The following is a 19613-nucleotide window of genomic DNA, read 5'->3' as shown; positions in this document are numbered from 1 at the left end:
CGGAAGGGTGCTGGCGTGCACCCGATGACGTCTGGGCACAACCGCTATGTCGCTGAAGTTATTGCGTTTTCATGACAGGGTTATGACGGCGCAGGTAACCCAGGGATTATTTTGGCGCAGAGATTGTGGAAATATCGAGCGCCGTCGCGAGAGCGTCTCCAGGCGTTCGCGGCAAGGCGCGCAACGCCGCTGCGGCCGTTGGGAAACGGCCGCAGTAGGCGACAGTTTTTCACAGCTTCTCAGTCAGGGTTGAACACTTCGACCCGATTGCGCCCGCCGTGCTTGGCCACGTAGAGCGCCTCGTCGGCGTGCTGGGTCAGGGTTTGGCTGCTCATCTCGCCCTGCAGTTGAGCGATGCCGCCGCTGAAGGTGCAGGACAGATCGAGCGGCTGCGCCGGGTAGTGGATCTCGGCGAAGCGCCGGCGAATCTCGTCGAGCACCTGGTAGGCGGCTTGGGCGTTGGTGTTGGGCATGACCACGGCGAACTCTTCGCCGCCGTAGCGGCCGATGTGGTCGCTCTTGCGCAGGCGCTGCTTGAGGAACAGGGCCAGGCTCTTGATCACCCGGTCGCCCATGGGGTGGCCATAGTTGTCGTTGACCTTCTTGAAGAAGTCGATATCGAGCATGGCGAAGCTCAGCGGCTGCTGATCACGCTGGGCGCGGCAGCGCGCATCTTCGAGCAATTGCAGGCAGTGGGTGTGGTTGTACAGGCCGGTGAGGCTGTCGCGCACCATGCGCGCCTTGAGGTTGCGCGCGCGGGCGGCGCGGTTGCGCACGGTGGCGATCAGGTGACGCGGCTTGATCGGTTTGGTGAGGAAGTCGTCGCCGCCCTCACTCATGGCGTCGAGCTGCTTGTCGAGGTCGTCTTCGGCAGACAGGTAGATGATCGGCACGCTGACGTAGCGGTCGTTGTGGCGGATCACCTTGGCCAGTTCGGTGCCGTTGCAGTCCGGCATGTACATGTCGAGAATGATCAGGTCTGGCTGGAATTCGGCCAGCTCGGTCATCGTCTGGATCGGTTCGATCAGCGTGCGGGTGAGGATTCCGGCGCTGTTGAGCGCCCGTTCGGTATAGGTGGCCTGGGCGCGCGAGTCGTCGACGATCAGCACTTTGTAGGGTTCGTACTGCGCCACATGGGCGAGCACTTCGATGCGTTCGAGCAGGCTGGAGGCGTCCAGGGTGCCGGTGAAAAACTCCTGGCCGCCAGCGCGCACCGCCGCCAGGCGGGCCGGCATGTCGGTGTCCAGGTGGCTGTAGAACAACAGGGGAATCTTCTCTTCCAGGTCTTGCTGCACCGCTTGGGCCAGTTGCAAGCCGGCTCCGGGGCCGGAGAAGTCCACGTCCATGAGGATGGCGGCCGGGTGACGCTCGAGCATCGCCGCGCGAAAGGCGTTGGCGCTGTCCAGTGGTAGCGCGGTCATGCCGAAGTACCCCAGCTGCTGCGCCAGGCGCTCGGCCCGCTCGAGATGTTGCAGGGCCAGGTACACCGGTTTGCGCAGCGGCGGCAGCACGGTTTGCCCGAAGCTGTCACCGTGACGCAGTCCGGTGCGCGACAGGCGTTGCATAAGCTGGTTGAGTTCGCTGATCAGTTCGCTGTTGAGGCGGCCACGATTGTTCGTGATCGCCTGCAGGCAATTGCCAATGCTCCGGGCCAGTTGGCGGTGCTCGGCCTGCTCGAAACGCTCGGCGTAGCGTTGCAGCAGCAGGGTGGCATCGCGCAGTTCGTGCATGCCGCGCTCGTTCCACTCATTGCGTTGCAGGCGTTGCCAGATTTCCAGGGTCTGTCGCGCCTGATGAATCACGCGCTGGGCAAAGTGCTGCTTGAGTCGGTCGAGACTGGGGTCTTCGTGCTCGGTCATGGCCCGGATTCCGGTGGAGGGCGGAGGAAACAGTCTTCCTTGGTGGCTCCATGCTATCACTGCTGTTTTGCTCGGCAGTACCACCGATCTATCAGCGTGAGCCTTCGGTCACATTGATCGTCACGCGGGCCGGGAGTTTCAGCGACGGCAAGTTTACTGCCCAGCGCTGCGCATCGGCCTACGCTTCATTTATAGTGCGAGGCGATTGCGCAACCTTGGGTGTAGGGTTGTGGTCGAACAGCCAAATGCCGTAGATAAAGGACATTGCCATGCTGGACTGGAAAAAACGCACTGCAGGCGCGCGCGACAGCGTCGATGACTCTGTGGATAACGTGCGCAGTTACCTGGGAGGTGGCTGGCTCAGCCGCACCATAGGCGGCTTGCTCGGCCTCTACCTGTTGCTGGCGCTGGTGGTCGGCTGGTACTGGAGTCAGGAACCGGAGCAATTTCCGGTGCAGCAGCGCGCCCAGGCCGCGGCACAAGGCGCGCAGCACCAGATGGTCAATGGCTACACCACGGCGGCCACCCTGAAGCATGTCGCCAGCACCTTGCTGGATAAGCCGGGCGGTTACCTGTCCAACGATCTCGCCCCGCCGGGGCTGTGGCTGGACAATATGCCGAGCTGGGAATTTGGTGTGCTGGTGCAGGTGCGTGACATGGCGCGCGCCCTGCGCAAGGACTTCACCCGCTCGCAGTCGCAGTCCACCGAAGATCCGGACCTGGCCAAGGCCGAGCCACGCTTCCACTTCGACAACAAGAGCTGGGCACTGCCGGCATCCGAGGCGGAGTATCGCGAAGCGATCAAATCACTCGATCGCTATTTGACCCGGCTGGGCGACCCAAGCAAGTCGAACGCGCAGTTCTATACCCGTGCCGATAACCTCAACGCCTGGCTGGGCGATGCCGCGACCCGTCTGGGCTCGCTGTCGCAGCGCTTGTCTGCCAGCGTCGGTCAGGTGCGCCTGAACACCGAAACCGGTCTGAAAGATGCGGTTGAAGGCCAGGCGGTGCATGTCAACGAGGGTGCTTACGAGACGCCGTGGATGCAGATCGACAACGTGTTCTACGAAGCCCGTGGCCAGGCCTGGGCGCTGTCGCATCTGCTGCGCGCCATCGAAGTGGATTTCGCCGATGTCCTGGTGAAGAAGAACGCCACCGTCAGCCTGCGTCAGGTGATCCGCGAGCTGGAGGCCGCGCAGGAAACCCTGTGGAGTCCGATGATCCTCAATGGCAGTGGCTATGGTCTGCTGGCCAACCATTCGTTGGTGATGGCCAACTATATTTCGCGGGCCAACGCCGGGCTCATCGATCTGCGTCAACTGCTGTCGCAGGGCTAGGTAATGGCTATTACCGCCGCCGAGGTGGCGCACCGCGCCGCCTCCGATGCCGAGCTGATCGCCTGGGTCGACGAACAGGATCGGCCGCTGGGTGGTGTCTTGCGCGCCGAGTTGCGCGAACGCCGGTTGATTGGTCGTGGCACCTACATCCTGCTGTTCAACTCGGCCGGTGAGTTGTGTGTGCACCGGCGTACCCTGAGCAAGGCGTTGTACCCGGGCTATTGGGATGTGGCCGCCGGTGGCATGGTGCTGGAGGGGGAGCGTTACGCCGAGTCTGCTGCTCGCGAGCTGGCCGAAGAGCTGGGTATCGAGGATGTGGTGCTGGTCGAGCATGCACATTTTCTCTACGACGCACCGGAAAGCCGTTTGTGGTGCCGGGCTTACTCGGCGGTGTCCGATGCCGCGCTGGTGTTGCAACCGGAGGAAGTGCTGGAGGCGCGTTTCATGTCGATCGACGCGGCCTTGGCTGATACCCAGTGCAAGCCCTACTGTCCCGATTCGCTGGCGGCGCTCGAGCGCTACTTGGCCACCAGGGCGTAGAACCTAGGGTGGGTGGAACGTAGCGATACCCATGCGCTTTGGGCGTTGCCTGAATCGCGGTGTTGATAGGTTATGCCTGCGGCCAACCCATCCTAGGTCGCGCCTTGTCAGGTATTTCGAGCGTTGCCGTGGAGGATCCCGAACGGCGTCGCCAATCCACCGATTAATGACGCATCTTTGCTCTTAGCATTCGCCAACTTTGCCGTTACACTGCGCGCCCTTCAAGCCCGAGCCGTCCAGCTCGGGTGCGCCGCCCCTGCCAGAGTGGGGCTTCGCGGTCGATGCATATCGGCCAGTCGCTATCCTGACCCCACATGAGGAAAAGCCGGTGGTCAAGAAAGCTTCGTCATTCGCCGCCCTCAGCGGCCTGGTGTATTCCACCGACAGCGGCCGGCATTGCCCGGACTGCAGTCAGCCGGTGGATGCCTGTATCTGCAAGCACTCCCTGATTCCTGCCGGTGACGGCATCGCCCGCGTGCGCCGCGAAACCAAAGGCCGTGGCGGCAAGACGGTGACCACCGTCAGTGGCGTGGCCCTGGCCGAAGAACCGTTGAAAGAATTGGCCAGCGCCCTGAAGAAACGCTGTGGTTGCGGCGGCTCGTTGAAGGATGGGGTGATCGAGATTCAGGGCGATCACGTCGAACTGTTGCTTGAAGAACTGCTCAAACATGGCTTCAAAGCCAAAAAATCCGGCGGCTGACCCCCAGGTTTTCTAAACTTCCCCGGCAGATGGCCAGTCCATCGCCGGGTAATCGTCATTTCCAGACTTTAATCTGCACGGGCCCCGCTTGATCCGGGGCTTCAATCGCCAGCAAGGGAGACCTCGATGTCTGCACGACGCACACGCAAAGATGACGGCAGCCAGTGGACAGTAGCGGACAGTCGCAGCGTCTACGGTATCCGCCATTGGGGCGCGGGTTATTTCGCGATCAATGACCAGGGCCGCGTCGAAGTTCGCCCGAATGGCCCCGACAGCACGCCCTTCGACCTGTCGGCACAGATCGATGAGTTGCGCCAGACTGGCCTCAGCCTGCCGCTGTTGGTGCGCTTTCCGGACATCCTGCAGGACCGCGTGCGCCAGTTGACCGGTGCCTTCGACGCCAACATCGCGCGGCTGGACTACCAGAGCTGCTACACCGCCCTGTACCCGATCAAGGTCAACCAGCAGGAAGCGGTGATCGAGAACATCATCGCCACGCAGAACGTCTCCATCGGCCTGGAAGCCGGCTCCAAGCCCGAGCTGATGGCCGTATTAGCGTTAGCGCCTAAGGGCGGCACTATCGTCTGCAATGGCTACAAGGACCGCGAGTTCATCAAGCTGGCGCTGATGGGGCAGAAGCTCGGCCACAACGTGTTTATCGTCATCGAGAAAGAATCCGAGGTGCAGTTGGTTATCGAGGAGGCGGCCGAGCTCAAGGTCGCCCCGCAGATCGGCCTGCGCGTGCGCCTGTCATCGCTGGCCTCTTCCAAGTGGGCCGACACCGGCGGCGAGAAGTCCAAGTTCGGTCTGTCGGCGGCGCAGTTGCTGTCGGTGGTCGAGCGCTTCCGCGCGGCCAAGCTGGATCAGGGCATCCGCCTGCTGCACTTCCACATGGGCTCGCAGATCGCCAACCTGGCCGACTACCAGCACGGCTTCAAGGAAGCCATTCGTTATTACGGCGAGCTGCGTGGCCTGGGTCTGCCGGTCGATCATATCGATGTCGGCGGCGGCCTGGGGGTCGACTACGACGGCACCCACTCGCGCAACGCCAGCTCGATCAACTACGACATGGACGACTACGCCGGTGTGGTGGTCGGCATGTTGAAAGAGTTCTGCGACGCCCAGGAGCTGCCGCACCCGCACATCTTCTCCGAGAGCGGCCGCTCGCTGACCGCGCACCACGCCATGCTGGTAGTGCAGGTCACCGACGTGGAGAAACACAACGACCAGATCCCGCAGATCGAAGATGTCACCAGCCTGCCGGAAACCGTGCAATACCTGGTCGAGCTGCTTGGCCCGACCGATATCGAGATGGTCACCGAGACCTACTGGCGCGCCACTCACTACATGAGCGATATCGCCAGCCAGTATGCCGATGGCAAGATCAGCCTGGTCGAGAAGGCCCTGGGCGAACAGTGCTATTTCGCCCTGTGCCGGCGCCTGCACAACTCGCTCAAGGCGCGTCAGCGCTCGCACCGTCAGGTGCTCGACGAGCTCAACGACAAGCTGGCGGACAAGTACATCTGCAACTTCTCGGTGTTCCAGAGTCTGCCCGACACCTGGGCCATCGGCCAGGTGCTGCCGATCCTGCCGCTTAACCGCCTGGACGAAGAACCCATGCGCCGTGCGGTGCTGCAAGACCTGACCTGCGACTCAGACGGCAAGATCCGTCAGTACGTCGACGAGCAGAGCATCGAAACCAGCCTGCCGGTGCACGAAGTGCGCGAGGGTGAGGATTATCTGCTGGGGATCTTCCTGGTCGGTGCCTACCAGGAAATTCTCGGCGACATGCACAACCTGTTCGGCGACACCGACTCGGTGAACATCTACCAGAACCAGGATGGCAGCGTGTACCACGCCGGGATCGAGACCCACGACACCATCGAGGACATGCTGCGCTACGTGCACCTGTCGCCGGAGGAGTTGATGACTCACTACCGTGACAAGGTTGCCAGCGCCAAGATCAGCCCCCGCGAGCGCACCCAGTTCCTTGACGCCCTGCGCCTGGGCCTGACTCGCTCGTCCTACCTGTCATCCTGAAGCGCAGCTCCCGAGTCGCGCAACTTTCGTAGCCCGGATGAAATCCGGGCTACGAAGCTGGTTCGGCGGCGCTTCACCAAGCTGGCAGGCTATCGCTGCGCTCCTGGGCGGCCGGTGTCCCGGGCCGTCCTACAATCTGGAGCAATCCGCAATCTGTAGGGTGTCACTCGCCGCAGGCAGTGCACCATGGTTGCTCGGCGCGGCACAACGCTGGCGGGTTGTCGCTGCGCTCCGAAGCCGCCCTACGATCCGAACGGAACGCTGTCCGGGCGGCCCTATCCAATCACGCCAAAGCCGCGGGCCATCAGCGTTGCCAGTAACGGCAGGATCAGCAGCAACAGCAACTCCAGGCGAATGGTCATGATCACCAGCGTGCCCAGGCGAGCGCTGATCTGCGGCACCTGGCCGGCCTTCAGGTCGTTGCGCCAGTTGAGGAAAACCACGGTCGGCAGGATCGACAGCAAAGCAATCAGGATGAACAGGCCGAGCTTGGCGTGGAACAGGCTGTTGTGCAGGTAGTAGGCCAGCCCTTTGCCATACCAGACCAGGCGCGCGGCGCCGCTGGCCAATACCAGGCCCGCCGACAGGGCATAGGCAATGTCGACGCGGATCAGGCTGCGCGCACGCGGCAGATCCAGTGGCCGTTTGAACAGTTGGTGCTCCAGGGTCAGCAGGGCAAACAGCAGAAAGATCGACAGGTAGTGCAGGTAGGCGGCTATGGCTTCGCCCATGGTGGATTCCTTTCAGGTTGCTGCGTGAGTCGGTTGCCGTCAGCCGGTGGGACGCGCGCATCGCGCCGGAACTGCGGCGAACCACCGATCGTCGCGCGTCAGTTGGTAAGCATAGGTGCCCAGGCAGAGGCTGCGCAGCAGCATAAAACAGAGGAAGGTCAGCCACAGACCGTGATTACCGAAGGCTTGCAGCAACCAGGCCAGTGGCACGCTCAAGCCGAGAGCCAGGAGCATGGCGTTGCGCATTTCGCGGGCGCGGGTGGCGCCGATGAACAGGCCGTCGAGCAGGTAGCTCCACACCGCCAGCAGTGGCAGCAGGGCCAGGTATGGCAGGTAGTCGAGGGCCAGGGCGCGCACCGGGGCGATATCGGTTTGCAGGCCGATGAACCAGTGGCCAGCGAACAGGAAGAACAGGGCAAAGCCGAGGCTGGCCAGCAACGACCAGCCGCCTGCGACGATCAGACTGCGGCGCAAGCTCTGGCGGTCGCGGGCGCCGAGGGCATGGCCGCACAACGCTTCCACCGCATGGGCGAGACCGTCGAGTGCGTGGGCAGTGAGCAGCAGGCCGTTGAGCAGCAAGGCATTGGCCGCCACCGTGACGTCGCCCAAACGCGAGCCCTGCACGGTGATCAGGAAGAACACCGCCTGCAGCGCCAGGGTGCGGATAAAAATGTCGCGATTGACCGCCAGCAGCGGTCGCCAGTTCAGCCAGCGGCGCAGCGCCGACCAATCGATCTGCCCGGCATAGGCGCGCAAGGCCTGGCGCGCCAGGTACAAACCCAGCAGCGCGCCACTCCACTCGGCGATCACCGAGGCCCAGGCGGCGCCGGCCACGCCCCAGTGCAGACCGAGTACGAAAAGCAGGTCGAGGGCGACGTTGAGCAGGTTGGTGGTCAGCAGGATCGCCAGTGGCCCGCGGGCGTTCTGGGTCCCGAGTAGCCAGCCGATCAGGGCATAGGTGGCCAGCGCCGCCGGCAGGCCGAGCAGGCGGATCTGGAAATAACTGCGGGCCAGCGCATCCAACTCCGCCGAGGGTTGCATCAGACTCAGTGCGGCGGCACTGAACGGCAGCGCCAGCAGGATCAAGAGCAACGCCAGCAGCCCGCCGAGCAGCAGGCCTTGCAGCAACACCTGGCGCAATGCGCTGCCGTCTTCCCGGCCGGCGGCCTGGGCGGCGAAACCGGTGGTGCCCATGCGCAGAAAGCCCACGGCCCAGGTCAGCAGGGTATACAGGCTGCCGCCGATCGCCACTGCCGCCAGTTGATGGGCATGCGGCAGATGGCCGACCACTGCGCTGTCGACCAGCGCCACCAGCGGCACCGACAGGTTGGACAAAATCATCGGCGCAGCCAGGGCCCAGACCCGTTTGTGGGTGGGCGCGTGCTGCCAGGCATCGAGCAGTGCGGACATGGCGACTCCGGGAAAATGCCGATTATAGGGGCAGTGCCGGCGGCTTGCGGATTCGATAGTGCTTTTTCGACTATGCCTGCCGCGCTATAGCAGCAAGCGTTTCTTGGCTGCGGCGTCGTAGGCATCCAGGCTGACTAAACTTGCTAAGGGGAATCAGCAATTACCGCGAAGCTAGCGGTCGAGGAGGTGGCTCATGCATATGGCACAAACTCTGGAGCGCAGCCTGCAGCGGGCGCACTGTCAGTTCCAGCTGGTCGAGCACATGCCCTCGGCGACCAGCCTGGAGTCGGCGCGCAAGGCCGGGATTCCCGCTTCACGAATGGCTAAATCGGTGATTCTCGATGATAGGCGCGGGCATTATCTGATGGCCGTGTTACCGGCCAATCGGCAATTGGATCTGAGCAAGGTGCACAAGGGCACGCGGCGTTGGCAGCTCAGTGGCGAGCAGGCGCTGGTGAACCTGTTCAAGGATTGCGAGCGCGGCGCGATACCGGCGCTGGGTGAGGTCTATGGCCTCGACATGCTGATCGATCCGATGCTGGTGCGCCAGCAGGACATCTACCTGGAAGCCGGGGATCACGAAAACTTGCTACATATGCCGGTCGACGAGTTCTTCAAACTGGCGCCCAACGCCAAGGTGTGCGACCTCTGCGTCTGAGCGCTGGTGAAAAAATCCCGCCTACCGCGGCCGCTGCTGAGGTTGTGCTGCGCAAAAAATGGGGTCATTTAGCTCACAACATCCCTCCGTTTTTTGCGCAGCGTGTCTTGCGGCGAACAGCTGGAGACAGCCTCGTAACGGTGTTCGATAGCTTCACAACCGCTGTGCTCGAGCCTATGACCCGGTTGGCCACTGCGACCGTGCCGCATGTGCAGTTTTGCTGCGCCGGTCTCGTCGCTCCAGGGCGGCTCGGCTATAGTGATTGGCCTCTGCGCCTGCCATTTTGTTGGAGCCTGCAATGCCGAACAAAGGACTGTTTCTGGCACTTGTCCTGAGCCTGCTCAGCGCCTGTGACTCCTCCGCCCCCGAGCCCGCCAACGTCAACCCGAACGCCGCCGCGGTGAGTCGCGAGCCGACCACGCCGGTCAGCGACCGCGCGGCGTTGGCCGAGCGCTATGCTGGGCGCGAGCTGAGCGTGGTGGATGTTTCCGAGGTTCAGGTAGATGGCGCCAGCGCGTTGTCCGTGAGCTTTTCCGTGCCGCTCGAGCCGCAGCAGAAATTCGCCGAACGCGTGCACCTGGTCGACAGTAAAAGCGGCAAGGTCGACGGCGCCTGGGAACTGAGCGACAACCTGATGGAGCTGCGCCTGCGCCATCTGCAGCCCAAGCGCAAGCTGGTGCTGACGGTGGATGGCGGGCTGCAGGCGCTGACCGGCAAGCAATTGGCGGGTGAGCATGTCAGCCGTCTGCAGACCCGCGACCTGCAAGCCAGTGTCGGCTTTGCCAGCCGCGGTTCGCTGTTGCCGACCCGTCTGGCCGAAGGGTTGCCGGTGATCGCGCTGAACGTCGACAAGGTCAACGTCGAGTTCTTTCGCATCAAACCCGAGTCCTTGCCGAGTTTTCTCAGCCGTTGGGGCAACAGCAGCACTCTCGACACCTGGGAGGCACGCTCGCTGCTACCGATGGCCGAGCTGGTCTACGGCGGGCGCTTCGACCTCGATCCGCCGCGCAACACGCGCGAAACCCTGCTCCTGCCGATTGCCGGTCTGCCGCCGTTCAAGCAGCCCGGGGTGTACCTGGCGGTGATGCGCGAAGCCGGCAACTACAGCTATTCGCAGCCAGCCACCCTGTTCACCCTGAGCGACATCGGCCTGTCCGCCCACCGTTACCGCAATCGCCTGGACGTGTTCACCCAGGCCCTGGCTGGCGGCCTGGCGTTGGCCGAGGTCGAGCTGGAGTTGCTCGATGGCAAGGGTCAGTTGCTGGCCGAGGGCAAGACCGACAGCGCCGGGCATGCCGAGCTGCCGCTGCCGGCCAAGGCCGAGGTGTTGCTGGCGCACCTGGGTGAGCAGACCAGTCTGCTGCGCTTGAACGGCCCGGCGCTGGACCTGGCCGAGTTCGACATCAGCGGCCCGCAGGCGCATCCGCTGCAGTTCTTCGTGTTCGGTCCGCGTGACCTCTATCGCCCCGGCGAAACCGTGCTGCTTAACGCCTTGCTGCGCGATGCCGACGGCCGCGCGCTCAAGGCGCAGCCGGTGCATGTCGAGGTGCGCCGGCCGGACGCACAGGTCAGCCGCAAGTTCGTCTGGCAGGCCGACGCTTCGGGGCTCTATCAATACCCGTTGCAGCTGGCCGAGGAGGCGCCGACCGGGCGCTGGCAGTTGCTCTTCGACCTCGGCGACGGCAAGCCGCAGCTGTATGAATTTGCGGTCGAAGACTTCCTGCCCGAACGCCTGGCCTTGGAACTCACGGGCAGCGAGCTGCCGTTCAAGCCAAGCGCCAGTGCGCGTTTCGCCGTGAGCGGGCACTACCTGTATGGCGCGCCTGCCGCCGGCAATCGCCTCAGCGGTCAGCTCTACGTACGGCCGCTGCGCGAGGCGGTGGCCAGCCTGCCGGGTTATCAGTTCGGTTCGCTCACCGAGGAGGAACTCAACCAGGACATCGAGCTGGACGAGGTCAAGCTCGATGAGCAAGGCCAGGCCAGCCTGAGCATCGACAGCCGCTGGGCTGAGACCAAGTCGCCACTGCAGCTGATCCTGCAAACCAGTCTGCAGGAGTCTGGTGGCCGCGCCATTACCCGTCGACTGATCCAGCCGGTATGGCCGGCAGAACGTTTGCCGGGCGTGCGCGGGCTGTTCGATGGCGAGCAGGTCGACGCCGACAGCCTGGCCGAGTTCGAGGTGTTGGTGGCCGATGCCGCCGGCAACAAACTGGCCGCCGAGCAACTGCGCGTGCGCTTGATTCGCGAACGCCGCGACTACTACTGGAACTTCTCCGATAGCGATGGCTGGAGCCATAACTACAACGAGAAATTCCTCACCCTCAACCAAGAAACCCTCAAGGTCGCAGCTGGCGGCACGGCCAGGATCAGCTTCCCGGTGGAGTGGGGGCCTTATCGTATCGAAGTGATCGACGCCCAGACCGGCCTGCTCAGCAGCCTGCGCTTCTGGGCCGGCTACCGCTGGCAGGACAACGCCGACGGCGGCGCGGTACGCCCGGATCAGGTCAAGCTGGCGCTGGACAAACCGGCCTATGGCGACGGTGAAACCGCCACGGTCACGGTGACGCCGCCGGCCGGCGGCAGCGGTTATCTGCTGGTCGAGTCCAGCGACGGCCCGCTGTGGTGGCAGGCAATCGAAGTGCCGGCCGAGGGCAAGGCCTTCGCGATTCCGCTCGCCAAGGACTGGGCGCGCCACGATCTGTACGTCAGCGCCCTGGTGATCCGCCCCGGCGAGCGCAAGAGCAACGCTACGCCCAAGCGCGCGGTCGGCCTGCTGCATCTGCCGCTGCAGCGTGCGCCGCGCAAGCTGGCGCTGAGCCTGCACGCCGCGGAGCAGATGCGGCCGAACCAGCCGCTCAAGGTCAAGGTGCGCGCGCGCAATGCCGATGGCAGTGTGCCAGAACGGGTGCAGGTGTTGGTCGCCGCGGTGGATGCCGGCATCCTTAACATCACCGACTACCCCACGCCTGACCCATTTGTCAGCCTGTTCGGCCGCAAGGCCTACGGCGCCGACCAGCTGGACGTCTACGGGCAACTGATCGAAGCCGGCCAGGGTCGGCTGGCCAAGCTGGCCTTCGGCGGTGACGCGGCCCTGGCGGGCGGCGGCAAACGCCCGGACACCAGCGTGCTGATCGTTGCGTTACAGAGTCAGCCGTTGCAGCTCAATGAGCAGGGTGAGGGCGAAGTCAGCCTGGACATCCCCGACTTCAATGGCGAGCTGCGCCTGATGGCGCAAGCCTGGAGCGACGAGCGCTACGGCATGGTCGAGGGCAAGACCCTGGTCGCTGCGCCGCTGATTGCGCAGTTGTCGGCACCGCGGTTCCTCGCTGGTGGCGACGAAACCAGCCTGGCCCTGGACGTGAACAACCTGTCTGGCCAGGCCCAGCAACTGCAGGTGAACTTCGGTGTCGAGGGCCAATTGAGCCTGATCGAGCCGGGCGCGGCAGCGACTACCCTCAACCTGGCCGATGGTGAGCGGCGCATCCTGCGCATTCCTGTGCGCGCCCTCGGTGGCTTCGGTCAGGGGCGACTCAAGGTGACGGTGCAGGGGTTGACTCTGCCCGGCGAAGACCTGCCGCCGTTCAGTCGCGAGTGGAGCCTGGGCGTTCGCCCGGCCTATCCGGCGCAGCTGCAACACTTTCGCGCAGTGCTCAAGGATCAGGCCTGGAACCTGCCGGCCGGCGCGCTGGAGGCCTTCGAACCGGCCGGGCTGGAGGCGCGTCTGGCGATTTCCAGTCGTCCGCCGCTCAACCTCGGCGAGCAGATCCGTGCGCTCAAGGCCTATCCCTACGGCTGTCTGGAACAGACCGTCAGCGGCCTGTATCCGTCACTGTATGCCGATGCGGCGACCCTCAAGCGCCTGGGCCTGGAGGGCGAATCGGACGAGCAGCGCCGGCGCGCCATCGAACTGGGCATCGAACGGCTGCTGAGCATGCAGCGGCACAACGGCAGCTTCGGTTTGTGGGGCGCTGACGGTGACGAGGAATACTGGCTGAGCGCCTATGTCAGCGACTTCCTCCTGCGCGCCCGCGAACAGGGTTTCGGCGTGCCGAACGAGGCACTGAAAAAGGCCAGCGAGCGGCTGCTGCGCTATGTGCAGGAGCGCAATCTGATCGAGGTCGACTACAGCGACAACGCCAATCACAGCCGTTTCGCCGTGCAGGCTTATGCCGGATACGTGCTGGCGCGCAGCCAACAGGCGCCGCTCGGTGCCTTGCGCAGCCTCTACGAGCGGCGCAGCGACGCGCTGTCCGGCTTGCCGCTGGTGCATCTGGCCGTCGCCTTGCAGAAAATGGGCGATCAACCTCGCGCCGACGATGCCCTGGCCGCTGGCCTGGCGCGCAGCCGGAAGCGTGACAACTGGCTGGCCGACTACGGCAGCCCGCTGCGCGATCAGGCGCTGATCCTGGCCTTGCTGGAGGAGCATGAGCTGGCGGCGAGCAGTCGCGAGGCGCGGCTGTTCGCCTTGGCCGACGAAGTGGCCGGCCAGCAATGGCTGTCGACCCAAGAGCGCAATTCGCTGTACCTGGCCGGGCGTAATCTGCTCGGTAAGCCGGAGCCGAACTGGCATGCCGGCCTGCGCAGCGGTGCGTTCGAGTTCGAGCTGAGCAATAGCCGGCCCGGTCTCAAGCTGGACGCTAGCGAACTGGCCGCGGCCATGAGCATCAGTAACCCGGGCAGTGAAGCGCTGTATCAGCAGCTGACCCTTTCCGGCTACCCGGCCAAGGCGCCAGCGGCAGGCGGCGACAACCTCAGTATCTACCGCGAGTACTTGGCTATGGACGGCAGTCCGCTGGATCTCTCCGCGCTGCAAAGTGGCGAACTGGTGCTGGTGCATCTGGCCGTGGCGGCCAAGCAGCGGGTGCCGGATGCCTTGGTGGTCGACCTGCTGCCCGCCGGCCTGGAACTGGAAAACCAGAACCTCGCGCTAAGCGCCGCCAGCCTGGAAGACGCTGGCAGCGCGGTGCAGGAATGGCAAAAGGCGATGCACGACGCCAGCATCAAACACCAGGAATTCCGTGGCGACCGCTATGTCGCGGCCGTGGATGTGCAGGCTTACGGCACTACCCACCTGCTCTACCTGGCCCGCGCCGTCACCCCCGGCAGCTACCGCGTGCCGCCACCGCAGGTGGAGTCCATGTACCGGCCGAACTGGCAGGCCCTGGGCGATACTCCGGGGCGGATGGTGGTCAAACCGCGCTAAACAGCCAGGGCCCGCCAGCGCAGTGGCGGGCCCTGGCCTCGATGAGCGGGACGCTTGGCCCTTGGCTGCGCGAGCCTCAGCTGATCAGACCACCGAGCAGCCACAGACCGAAGAACAACCAGATCAGCCCGGCGATAAATTGGCGTTTGAGCAAGGCCCGCACCGCGGCATAGAGCAGCAGCAGGCCGATGATCAGCACGAGGAAGCCGAGCAAGGACGGGGTAATGTCCAGGGCCTTGGACATGCCGTTGATAAAGCCGCTGAAGGCGCTGCCGAACAGGCCGAGGAAGCTGCTGAGGGCCTCGATTATAAAGCGGATAACAGTGCCGAAGGCCTGCCCCAGCCATTCGAAAAAACTTTCTACCTGCATTCAACGGTTCCTTTCAGCCGAGCGGCGCAGTGGATTGTTGCCGGCGATCACCGGCGGCAAGGGGCGTTAGTGTGCCATCCCTCGGTCGGTCCCGCAGGCGTATCGGTCGGACGCTCGACGTCGATCTTGCTAGCGCGCAGAACAAGCCCACGCGACCAAGGACTCCTCCGGCCGGCATAGCCTCAATGCAATCCGGTGAACGCGTCGACCGTACGGAGGATTCGCGGCAGTTTTTTTGGCGGGTGCTTGCACGCGAGGCGGTTTGGCATTTGGCCCTGGTTCTTTGTCGGGGTGAAACGCAAGACGCAAGGGGGATAGCGGGGTATCGGCAGAAACGGATGTTCGGGTATCTGGAGGGTGGGAAATTGGCGTGCTCCCGGATGGCAGATATGCCAGCCGGGAGCATGTTGCGGGGGTTACTTGCCGTTGAGCAGATCGGCGGCGTTGATCAGCATGGATTGTCCCACCGACACATAGTCCGGCTCGAGCATCAGTGAGCCTAACTCTGCACTGGCCATCGCCAGTTCTTCATTACGGCAGGCCTCGAGGGCTGCGGGGACCAGGGCTTCGACCGCGCCCAGCACATTGGGCTGGGCGGAGGTCGCCTGGTTGGCTGCGTTCTGCACATTGGTGAGGTCTGCAGCACAATGATTTGCCAAGGCTGGCCCGGTTAAGAGAGTCCCGATAGCTGCCCATGCATAAAGTGAGAGTTTGTTCATGGCTAAATCTCCAGTGGTGCCGGGCTAGTTAGTTGGCAGATTGATTCGTGCACATATCGCGTATACCTTCATTGGCTCCGCAGACTTTAGCGTCACGGTCCAGCTCCCGGAGTTCGGGTAGCTCTGAATGATTGTCGGATTTGTGGCTGTGATGCTCACACCACCGCCGAGAATGCTATTCCCTGAAGAGCAGACTGCTGTGCACGTGGTGTTTGTTGGGTTCCCGGTGCAGTCTTTGATGACTGTTTCCCACAGAGACAGGCCTGTATTACCCGCTGGTCCCTGTGGTCCGGTGTCGCCCTTGTCGCCCTTGTCGCCCTTCAGGCCGATGTCGCCTTTGTCGCCCTTCAGGCCGATAGGGCCGATATCACCGGTTTCGCCCTTGTCGCCTTTGTCGCCCTTGTCGCCCTTCAGGCCGATAGGGCCGATGTCGCCGGTTTCGCCTTTGTCGCCTTTGTCGCCCTTCAGGCCGATAGGGCCGATAGGGCCGATATCACCGGTTTCGCCCTTGTCGCCTTTGTCGCCCTTCAGGCCGATAGGGCCGATGTCGCCGGTTTCGCCTTTGTCGCCTTTGTCGCCCTTCAGGCCGATAGGGCCGATGTCGCCGGTTTCGCCTTTGTCGCCTTTGTCGCCCTTCAGGCCGATAGGGCCGATGTCGCCGGTTTCGCCCTTGTCGCCTTTGTCGCCCTTCAGGCCGATAGGGCCGATGTCGCCGATTTCGCCTTTGTCGCCTTTGTCGCCTTTGTCGCCCTTCAGGCCGATAGGGCCGATGTCGCCGATTTCGCCTTTGTCGCCTTTGTCGCCCTTCAGGCCGATAGGGCCGGTGTCACCGGTTTCGCCCTTGTCGCCTTTGTCGCCCTTCAGGCCGATAGGACCGATGTCGCCGTTTTCGCCCTTATCGCCCTTGGCACGGGCGCAGCCTCCGCGACCATTTTCGCAATCCCAGACACGTTGTTCGAGGGCGCCTACCCCGCCCTTGAGATTGGCTACGGTATGAGTGACATCGTGGTCGGCCAGCGCCGTGCCGCTGATGCCGAGCAGCGTGATTGATATAAGGGCTGCCGGCATAGCCGCTGCAGATCTGTGGACAAGCCTGGCCAGTGCCGATCTCGCCACCGGGTACTGCGAATCAACCGGATAACTTTTTTCCATGATCAATGTCCTGTCGTAAATTTTGGGGGGCAACCGTTCCACTCGAACCTGCCGAGCTCGCCACCGATCTCCCTGATCAGCCTTCCGTGAGGCGAAGTCGTACCTAGGGCTGCCGCCTTCGCGGTAACCTCTGCTGTCGCGTGCTGAGAGTGATGCCTGTGTTTGCGTGGCAACTGATTCAGGTGAGCGGCCTACTTGCCCTGATGTCAGTGTGATATTGGTTTAGGTGGGCGCCGAGGTCTTGTAAAGGCGCGAGCTGAGCGAAAAATCACTTTGTGACAGTAATCCGACGATCGGTTGATTTTCGCTTTTAGGCTGTGTACTGGCGTCATTTTTATGGCTTTCTGTGGTGGCGGCTAATTGCTACTAAAAGGTGGATAAACATTTTTATTTCAAGGGGTTAGCCTGTTGAACAAGTGGCCGGCATGGAGCCAGGCGGCACCGCTTGGCAAGACGCGTCGCCGAATCTGGCTGGTGGCCACATTGGTGCTGTTGCCGGCACTGCTGTGGCTGGCCGACCGCCTGTATCCCTTGTCGTTGCCCGAAGACGACCTGGCTCGCGTAGTACTGGCCGAGGACGGTACGCCGCTGTGGCGTTTCGCCGACCGCGACGGGGTGTGGCGCTATCCAGTCAGCCCCTCTGGGGTCTCGCCTTATTATCTGGAGGCGCTGCTGACCTATGAGGATCGCTGGTTCTATCGGCATCCGGGGGTGAATCCCTTGGCGTTGGGCCGCGCACTCTGGCAGAACCTCAGTGGCGGACGGCTGGTCTCCGGCGGCAGCACCTTGTCGATGCAGGTGGCGCGACTACTCGATCCGCATACGCGCAGTTACGCCGGCAAGCTCAAGCAACTGTGGCGCACGGCGCAGTTGGAGTGGTACCTGTCCAAGGACGAGATCCTCGGCCTGTACCTCAACCGTGCGCCTTTCGGCGGCACTCTGCAGGGGGTGGCTGCGGCCAGTTGGGCCTATCTGGGCAAACCGCCGAGCCAGTTGACCCGCGCCGAGGCGGCGTTGCTCGCGGTCTTGCCGCAGGCGCCCAGCCGCCTGCGTCCGGATCGTCACCCCGCACGCGCCCAGGTCGCGCGCGACAAGGTGCTCAAGCGCTTGGCGAGTTTCGAGGTATGGCCGCAGTCGGCGATCAATGATGCACTGCAGGAACCGGTGCTGCTGGCGCCGCGCCAGGAACCGCGCCTGGCACCGTTGCTGGCGCGGCGGCTGAACCGGCCCGGCAGCCCGCCGCTGATTCGCACGACCCTGGATGCGGCGCTGCAGCGACGCCTGGAAGACCTGCTGCTGGGCTGGCGCGCACGCTTGCCGGAGCGCACCTCGGCGGCGATCCTGGTGGTCGAGCAGCCGAGCATGGCGGTGCGCGCCTACCTCGGCTCGGTGGATATCGGCGATGGCAAACGCTTCGGCCATGTCGACATGATCAGTGCCGTGCGCTCGCCCGGCTCGACGCTCAAACCCTTCCTGTATGGCCTGGCCCTGGATGACGGGCTGATTCATTCCGAATCCTTGCTGCAGGACGTGCCGCGGCGCTACGGCGATTACCGTCCGGGCAACTTCGCCGCCGGTTTCAGCGGCGCGGTGTCGGCCAGCGAGGCGCTGGCCCGCTCGCTCAACCTGCCGGCGGTGCAACTGCTGGAAGCCTACGGGCCGAAGCGCTTCGCCGGCGAACTGCGCAGCGCCGGCGTGCCCCTGGCCTTGCCGCCGCTGGCCGAGCCGAACCTGGCGTTGATCCTCGGCGGCGCCGGCAGCCGCCTGGAAGATCTGGTCAGCGGCTACAGCGCCTTCGCCCGTGGCGGCAAGGCCGCACGCCTGCGTTTCCAGCCGCAGGATGCGCTGCGGGAGCGGCGCCTGCTGTCGCCCGGAGCGGCCTGGATCGTGCGGCGCATTCTCAGCGGCCAGGCCCGGCCGGATCGCGATCCGCACGCGCAGTTGGTGCAACGCCCCGGCCTGGCCTGGAAGACCGGTACCAGCTACGGCTTTCGCGATGCCTGGGCGATCGGCGTGGCGCCGCGCTATGTCATTGGCATCTGGGTCGGGCGGCCGGACGGTACCCCGGTGCCCGGTCAATTCGGCCTGGCCTCGGCCGCGCCGCTGCTGCTGCAGGTGCACGATCTGCTGGTCAACCGCGACAGCCAGCACGGTCTCGCTGTACCGGCCGATCCGCAACCGGCCGCGGTCGGTGTGGCGGCGATCTGCTGGCCGCTGGGCCAGCCATTGGCCAAGGCCGACCCCAACTGCCGCCGTCAGCGCTTCGCCTGGACCCTGGCGGGCACCACGCCGCCGACTTTGCAGGCGCTCGATCAGCCGCTCGGCTTGGGCTTGCGCGAACCGCTCTGGTTGAACGCGGCGGGGCTGCGCGTCGCGGCCAACTGCCCGGGGGCCAAGCCACACGCGCTGCTGCTGTGGCCGGCCGCCCTGGAGCCCTGGCTGCCGCGTGCCGAACGGCGCAGTGCGCGCTTGCCTGCTAGCGACCCGGCTTGCCCGCCGCACGGGGCAAGCCGGGTCGCGCCGCTGTCGATTGTCGGGGTGCGCCAGGGTGATCGCCTGCGTCGCCCGGCGGGCAGTGCCGAGCCGCTGCGTCTGCGCCTTGCGACCCTCGGTGGCGCGGGCCGGCGCTGGTGGTTCGTCAATGGCCAGCCGCTGGGTGAGACGGCGGCCGCGGCCGACTTCAACCACGCCTTCAGCCGCAGTGGCCGTTACCAGCTCAGTGTGCTGGACGAGAGCGGCCAGACCGCGCGCCTGGAGTTCAGTGTGGGTCAGTAGGCGATTGCCTGGAGCGTCCGGCGGCCGGCGGCCGGCTGAGCTATCTTCAAAGCTCAGGGCTGGCACGATGCTATTGCAGGCCTGTTGCTATGGGAGCGTCGGCTTTGCCGGATAAGTTC

The 19613-nt window shown here is 64.3% G+C and carries 13 protein-coding genes; 8 read left to right on the top strand and 5 right to left on the bottom strand.

Going from position 1 to position 19613, the window contains the following annotated elements:
* Window positions 1–239 precede the first annotated feature (239 nt).
* The gene (locus B2D37_RS14150) at window positions 240–1859 is read right to left on the bottom strand and encodes a PleD family two-component system response regulator (RefSeq protein WP_079203283.1); all 1620 of its coding nucleotides are present in this window, start codon (window positions 1857–1859) and stop codon (window positions 240–242) included.
* 269 nt (window positions 1860–2128) lie between these two features.
* Here B2D37_RS14150 and B2D37_RS14145 point away from each other — a divergent pair, with 269 nt between their 5' ends.
* The 4 genes from B2D37_RS14145 to speA all read left to right on the top strand — a co-directional run bounded on the left by B2D37_RS14145 (window position 2129) and on the right by speA (window position 6476).
* Window positions 2129–3196, top strand: a complete 1068-nt coding sequence (locus B2D37_RS14145; protein ID WP_079203282.1) for a DUF2333 family protein — start codon at window positions 2129–2131, stop codon at window positions 3194–3196.
* Window positions 3197–3199: 3 nt separating this feature from the next.
* Window positions 3200–3736, top strand: a complete 537-nt coding sequence (locus B2D37_RS14140; protein ID WP_079203281.1) for an NUDIX hydrolase — start codon at window positions 3200–3202, stop codon at window positions 3734–3736.
* Window positions 3737–4064: 328 nt separating this feature from the next.
* Window positions 4065–4436: a translation initiation factor Sui1 gene (locus B2D37_RS14135; RefSeq protein ID WP_079203280.1), complete on the top strand. Its 372-nt coding sequence runs from the start codon at window positions 4065–4067 to the stop codon at window positions 4434–4436.
* 126 nt (window positions 4437–4562) lie between these two features.
* Window positions 4563–6476: an arginine decarboxylase gene (speA, locus tag B2D37_RS14130; RefSeq protein WP_079203279.1), complete on the top strand. Its 1914-nt coding sequence runs from the start codon at window positions 4563–4565 to the stop codon at window positions 6474–6476.
* Between the two features lie 275 nt (window positions 6477–6751).
* On the opposite strand, the gene B2D37_RS14125 is transcribed toward speA, so the two are convergent.
* Window positions 6752–7207 carry a DUF2214 family protein gene (locus tag B2D37_RS14125; protein WP_079203278.1) on the bottom strand — a complete coding sequence of 152 codons (456 nt, stop codon included), beginning with the start codon at window positions 7205–7207 and terminating at the stop codon, window positions 6752–6754.
* Window positions 7208–7246: 39 nt separating this feature from the next.
* Complete coding sequence (locus B2D37_RS14120; RefSeq protein WP_079203277.1) at window positions 7247–8617, bottom strand: MATE family efflux transporter; 1371 nt, start codon at window positions 8615–8617, stop codon at window positions 7247–7249.
* Window positions 8618–8810: 193 nt separating this feature from the next.
* Here B2D37_RS14120 and B2D37_RS14115 point away from each other — a divergent pair, with 193 nt between their 5' ends.
* Both B2D37_RS14115 and B2D37_RS14110 read left to right on the top strand, forming a co-directional pair.
* Window positions 8811–9275 (top strand): aminoacyl-tRNA deacylase, encoded by a 465-nt coding sequence (locus B2D37_RS14115; RefSeq protein ID WP_079203276.1) that lies wholly within the window; start codon window positions 8811–8813, stop codon window positions 9273–9275.
* A 298-nt stretch (window positions 9276–9573) separates the two neighbouring features.
* Window positions 9574–14478 (top strand): alpha-2-macroglobulin, encoded by a 4905-nt coding sequence (locus B2D37_RS14110; RefSeq protein WP_079203275.1) that lies wholly within the window; start codon window positions 9574–9576, stop codon window positions 14476–14478.
* Window positions 14479–14554: 76 nt separating this feature from the next.
* On the opposite strand, the gene B2D37_RS14105 is transcribed toward B2D37_RS14110, so the two are convergent.
* Together B2D37_RS14105 and B2D37_RS14100 are read right to left on the bottom strand one after the other, a co-directional pair.
* Window positions 14555–14848: a hypothetical protein gene (locus tag B2D37_RS14105; protein ID WP_079203274.1), complete on the bottom strand. Its 294-nt coding sequence runs from the start codon at window positions 14846–14848 to the stop codon at window positions 14555–14557.
* 416 nt (window positions 14849–15264) lie between these two features.
* The gene (locus B2D37_RS14100; protein WP_154067094.1) at window positions 15265–15567 is read right to left on the bottom strand and encodes a hypothetical protein; all 303 of its coding nucleotides are present in this window, start codon (window positions 15565–15567) and stop codon (window positions 15265–15267) included.
* Between the two features lie 127 nt (window positions 15568–15694).
* Between B2D37_RS14100 and B2D37_RS24205 the strand changes: the two genes are divergently transcribed.
* Window positions 15695–16564, top strand: a complete 870-nt coding sequence (locus B2D37_RS24205) for a DUF4573 domain-containing protein (RefSeq protein WP_218190394.1) — start codon at window positions 15695–15697, stop codon at window positions 16562–16564.
* A 563-nt stretch (window positions 16565–17127) separates the two neighbouring features.
* Entirely contained in the window at window positions 17128–19494 is a 2367-nt protein-coding gene (gene pbpC / locus B2D37_RS14090; protein WP_079203271.1) for a peptidoglycan glycosyltransferase PbpC, read from the top strand.
* The last annotated feature ends 119 nt before the right edge of the window (window positions 19495–19613 follow it).

Source organism: Pseudomonas sp. CC6-YY-74, from assembly GCF_002025205.1.
In the GTDB taxonomy this organism is placed as follows: domain Bacteria; phylum Pseudomonadota; class Gammaproteobacteria; order Pseudomonadales; family Pseudomonadaceae; genus Aquipseudomonas; species Aquipseudomonas paeninsulae.
Note: the sequence above shows the minus strand (reverse complement) of the source record. Positions and strands in the feature narration are given on the sequence as shown.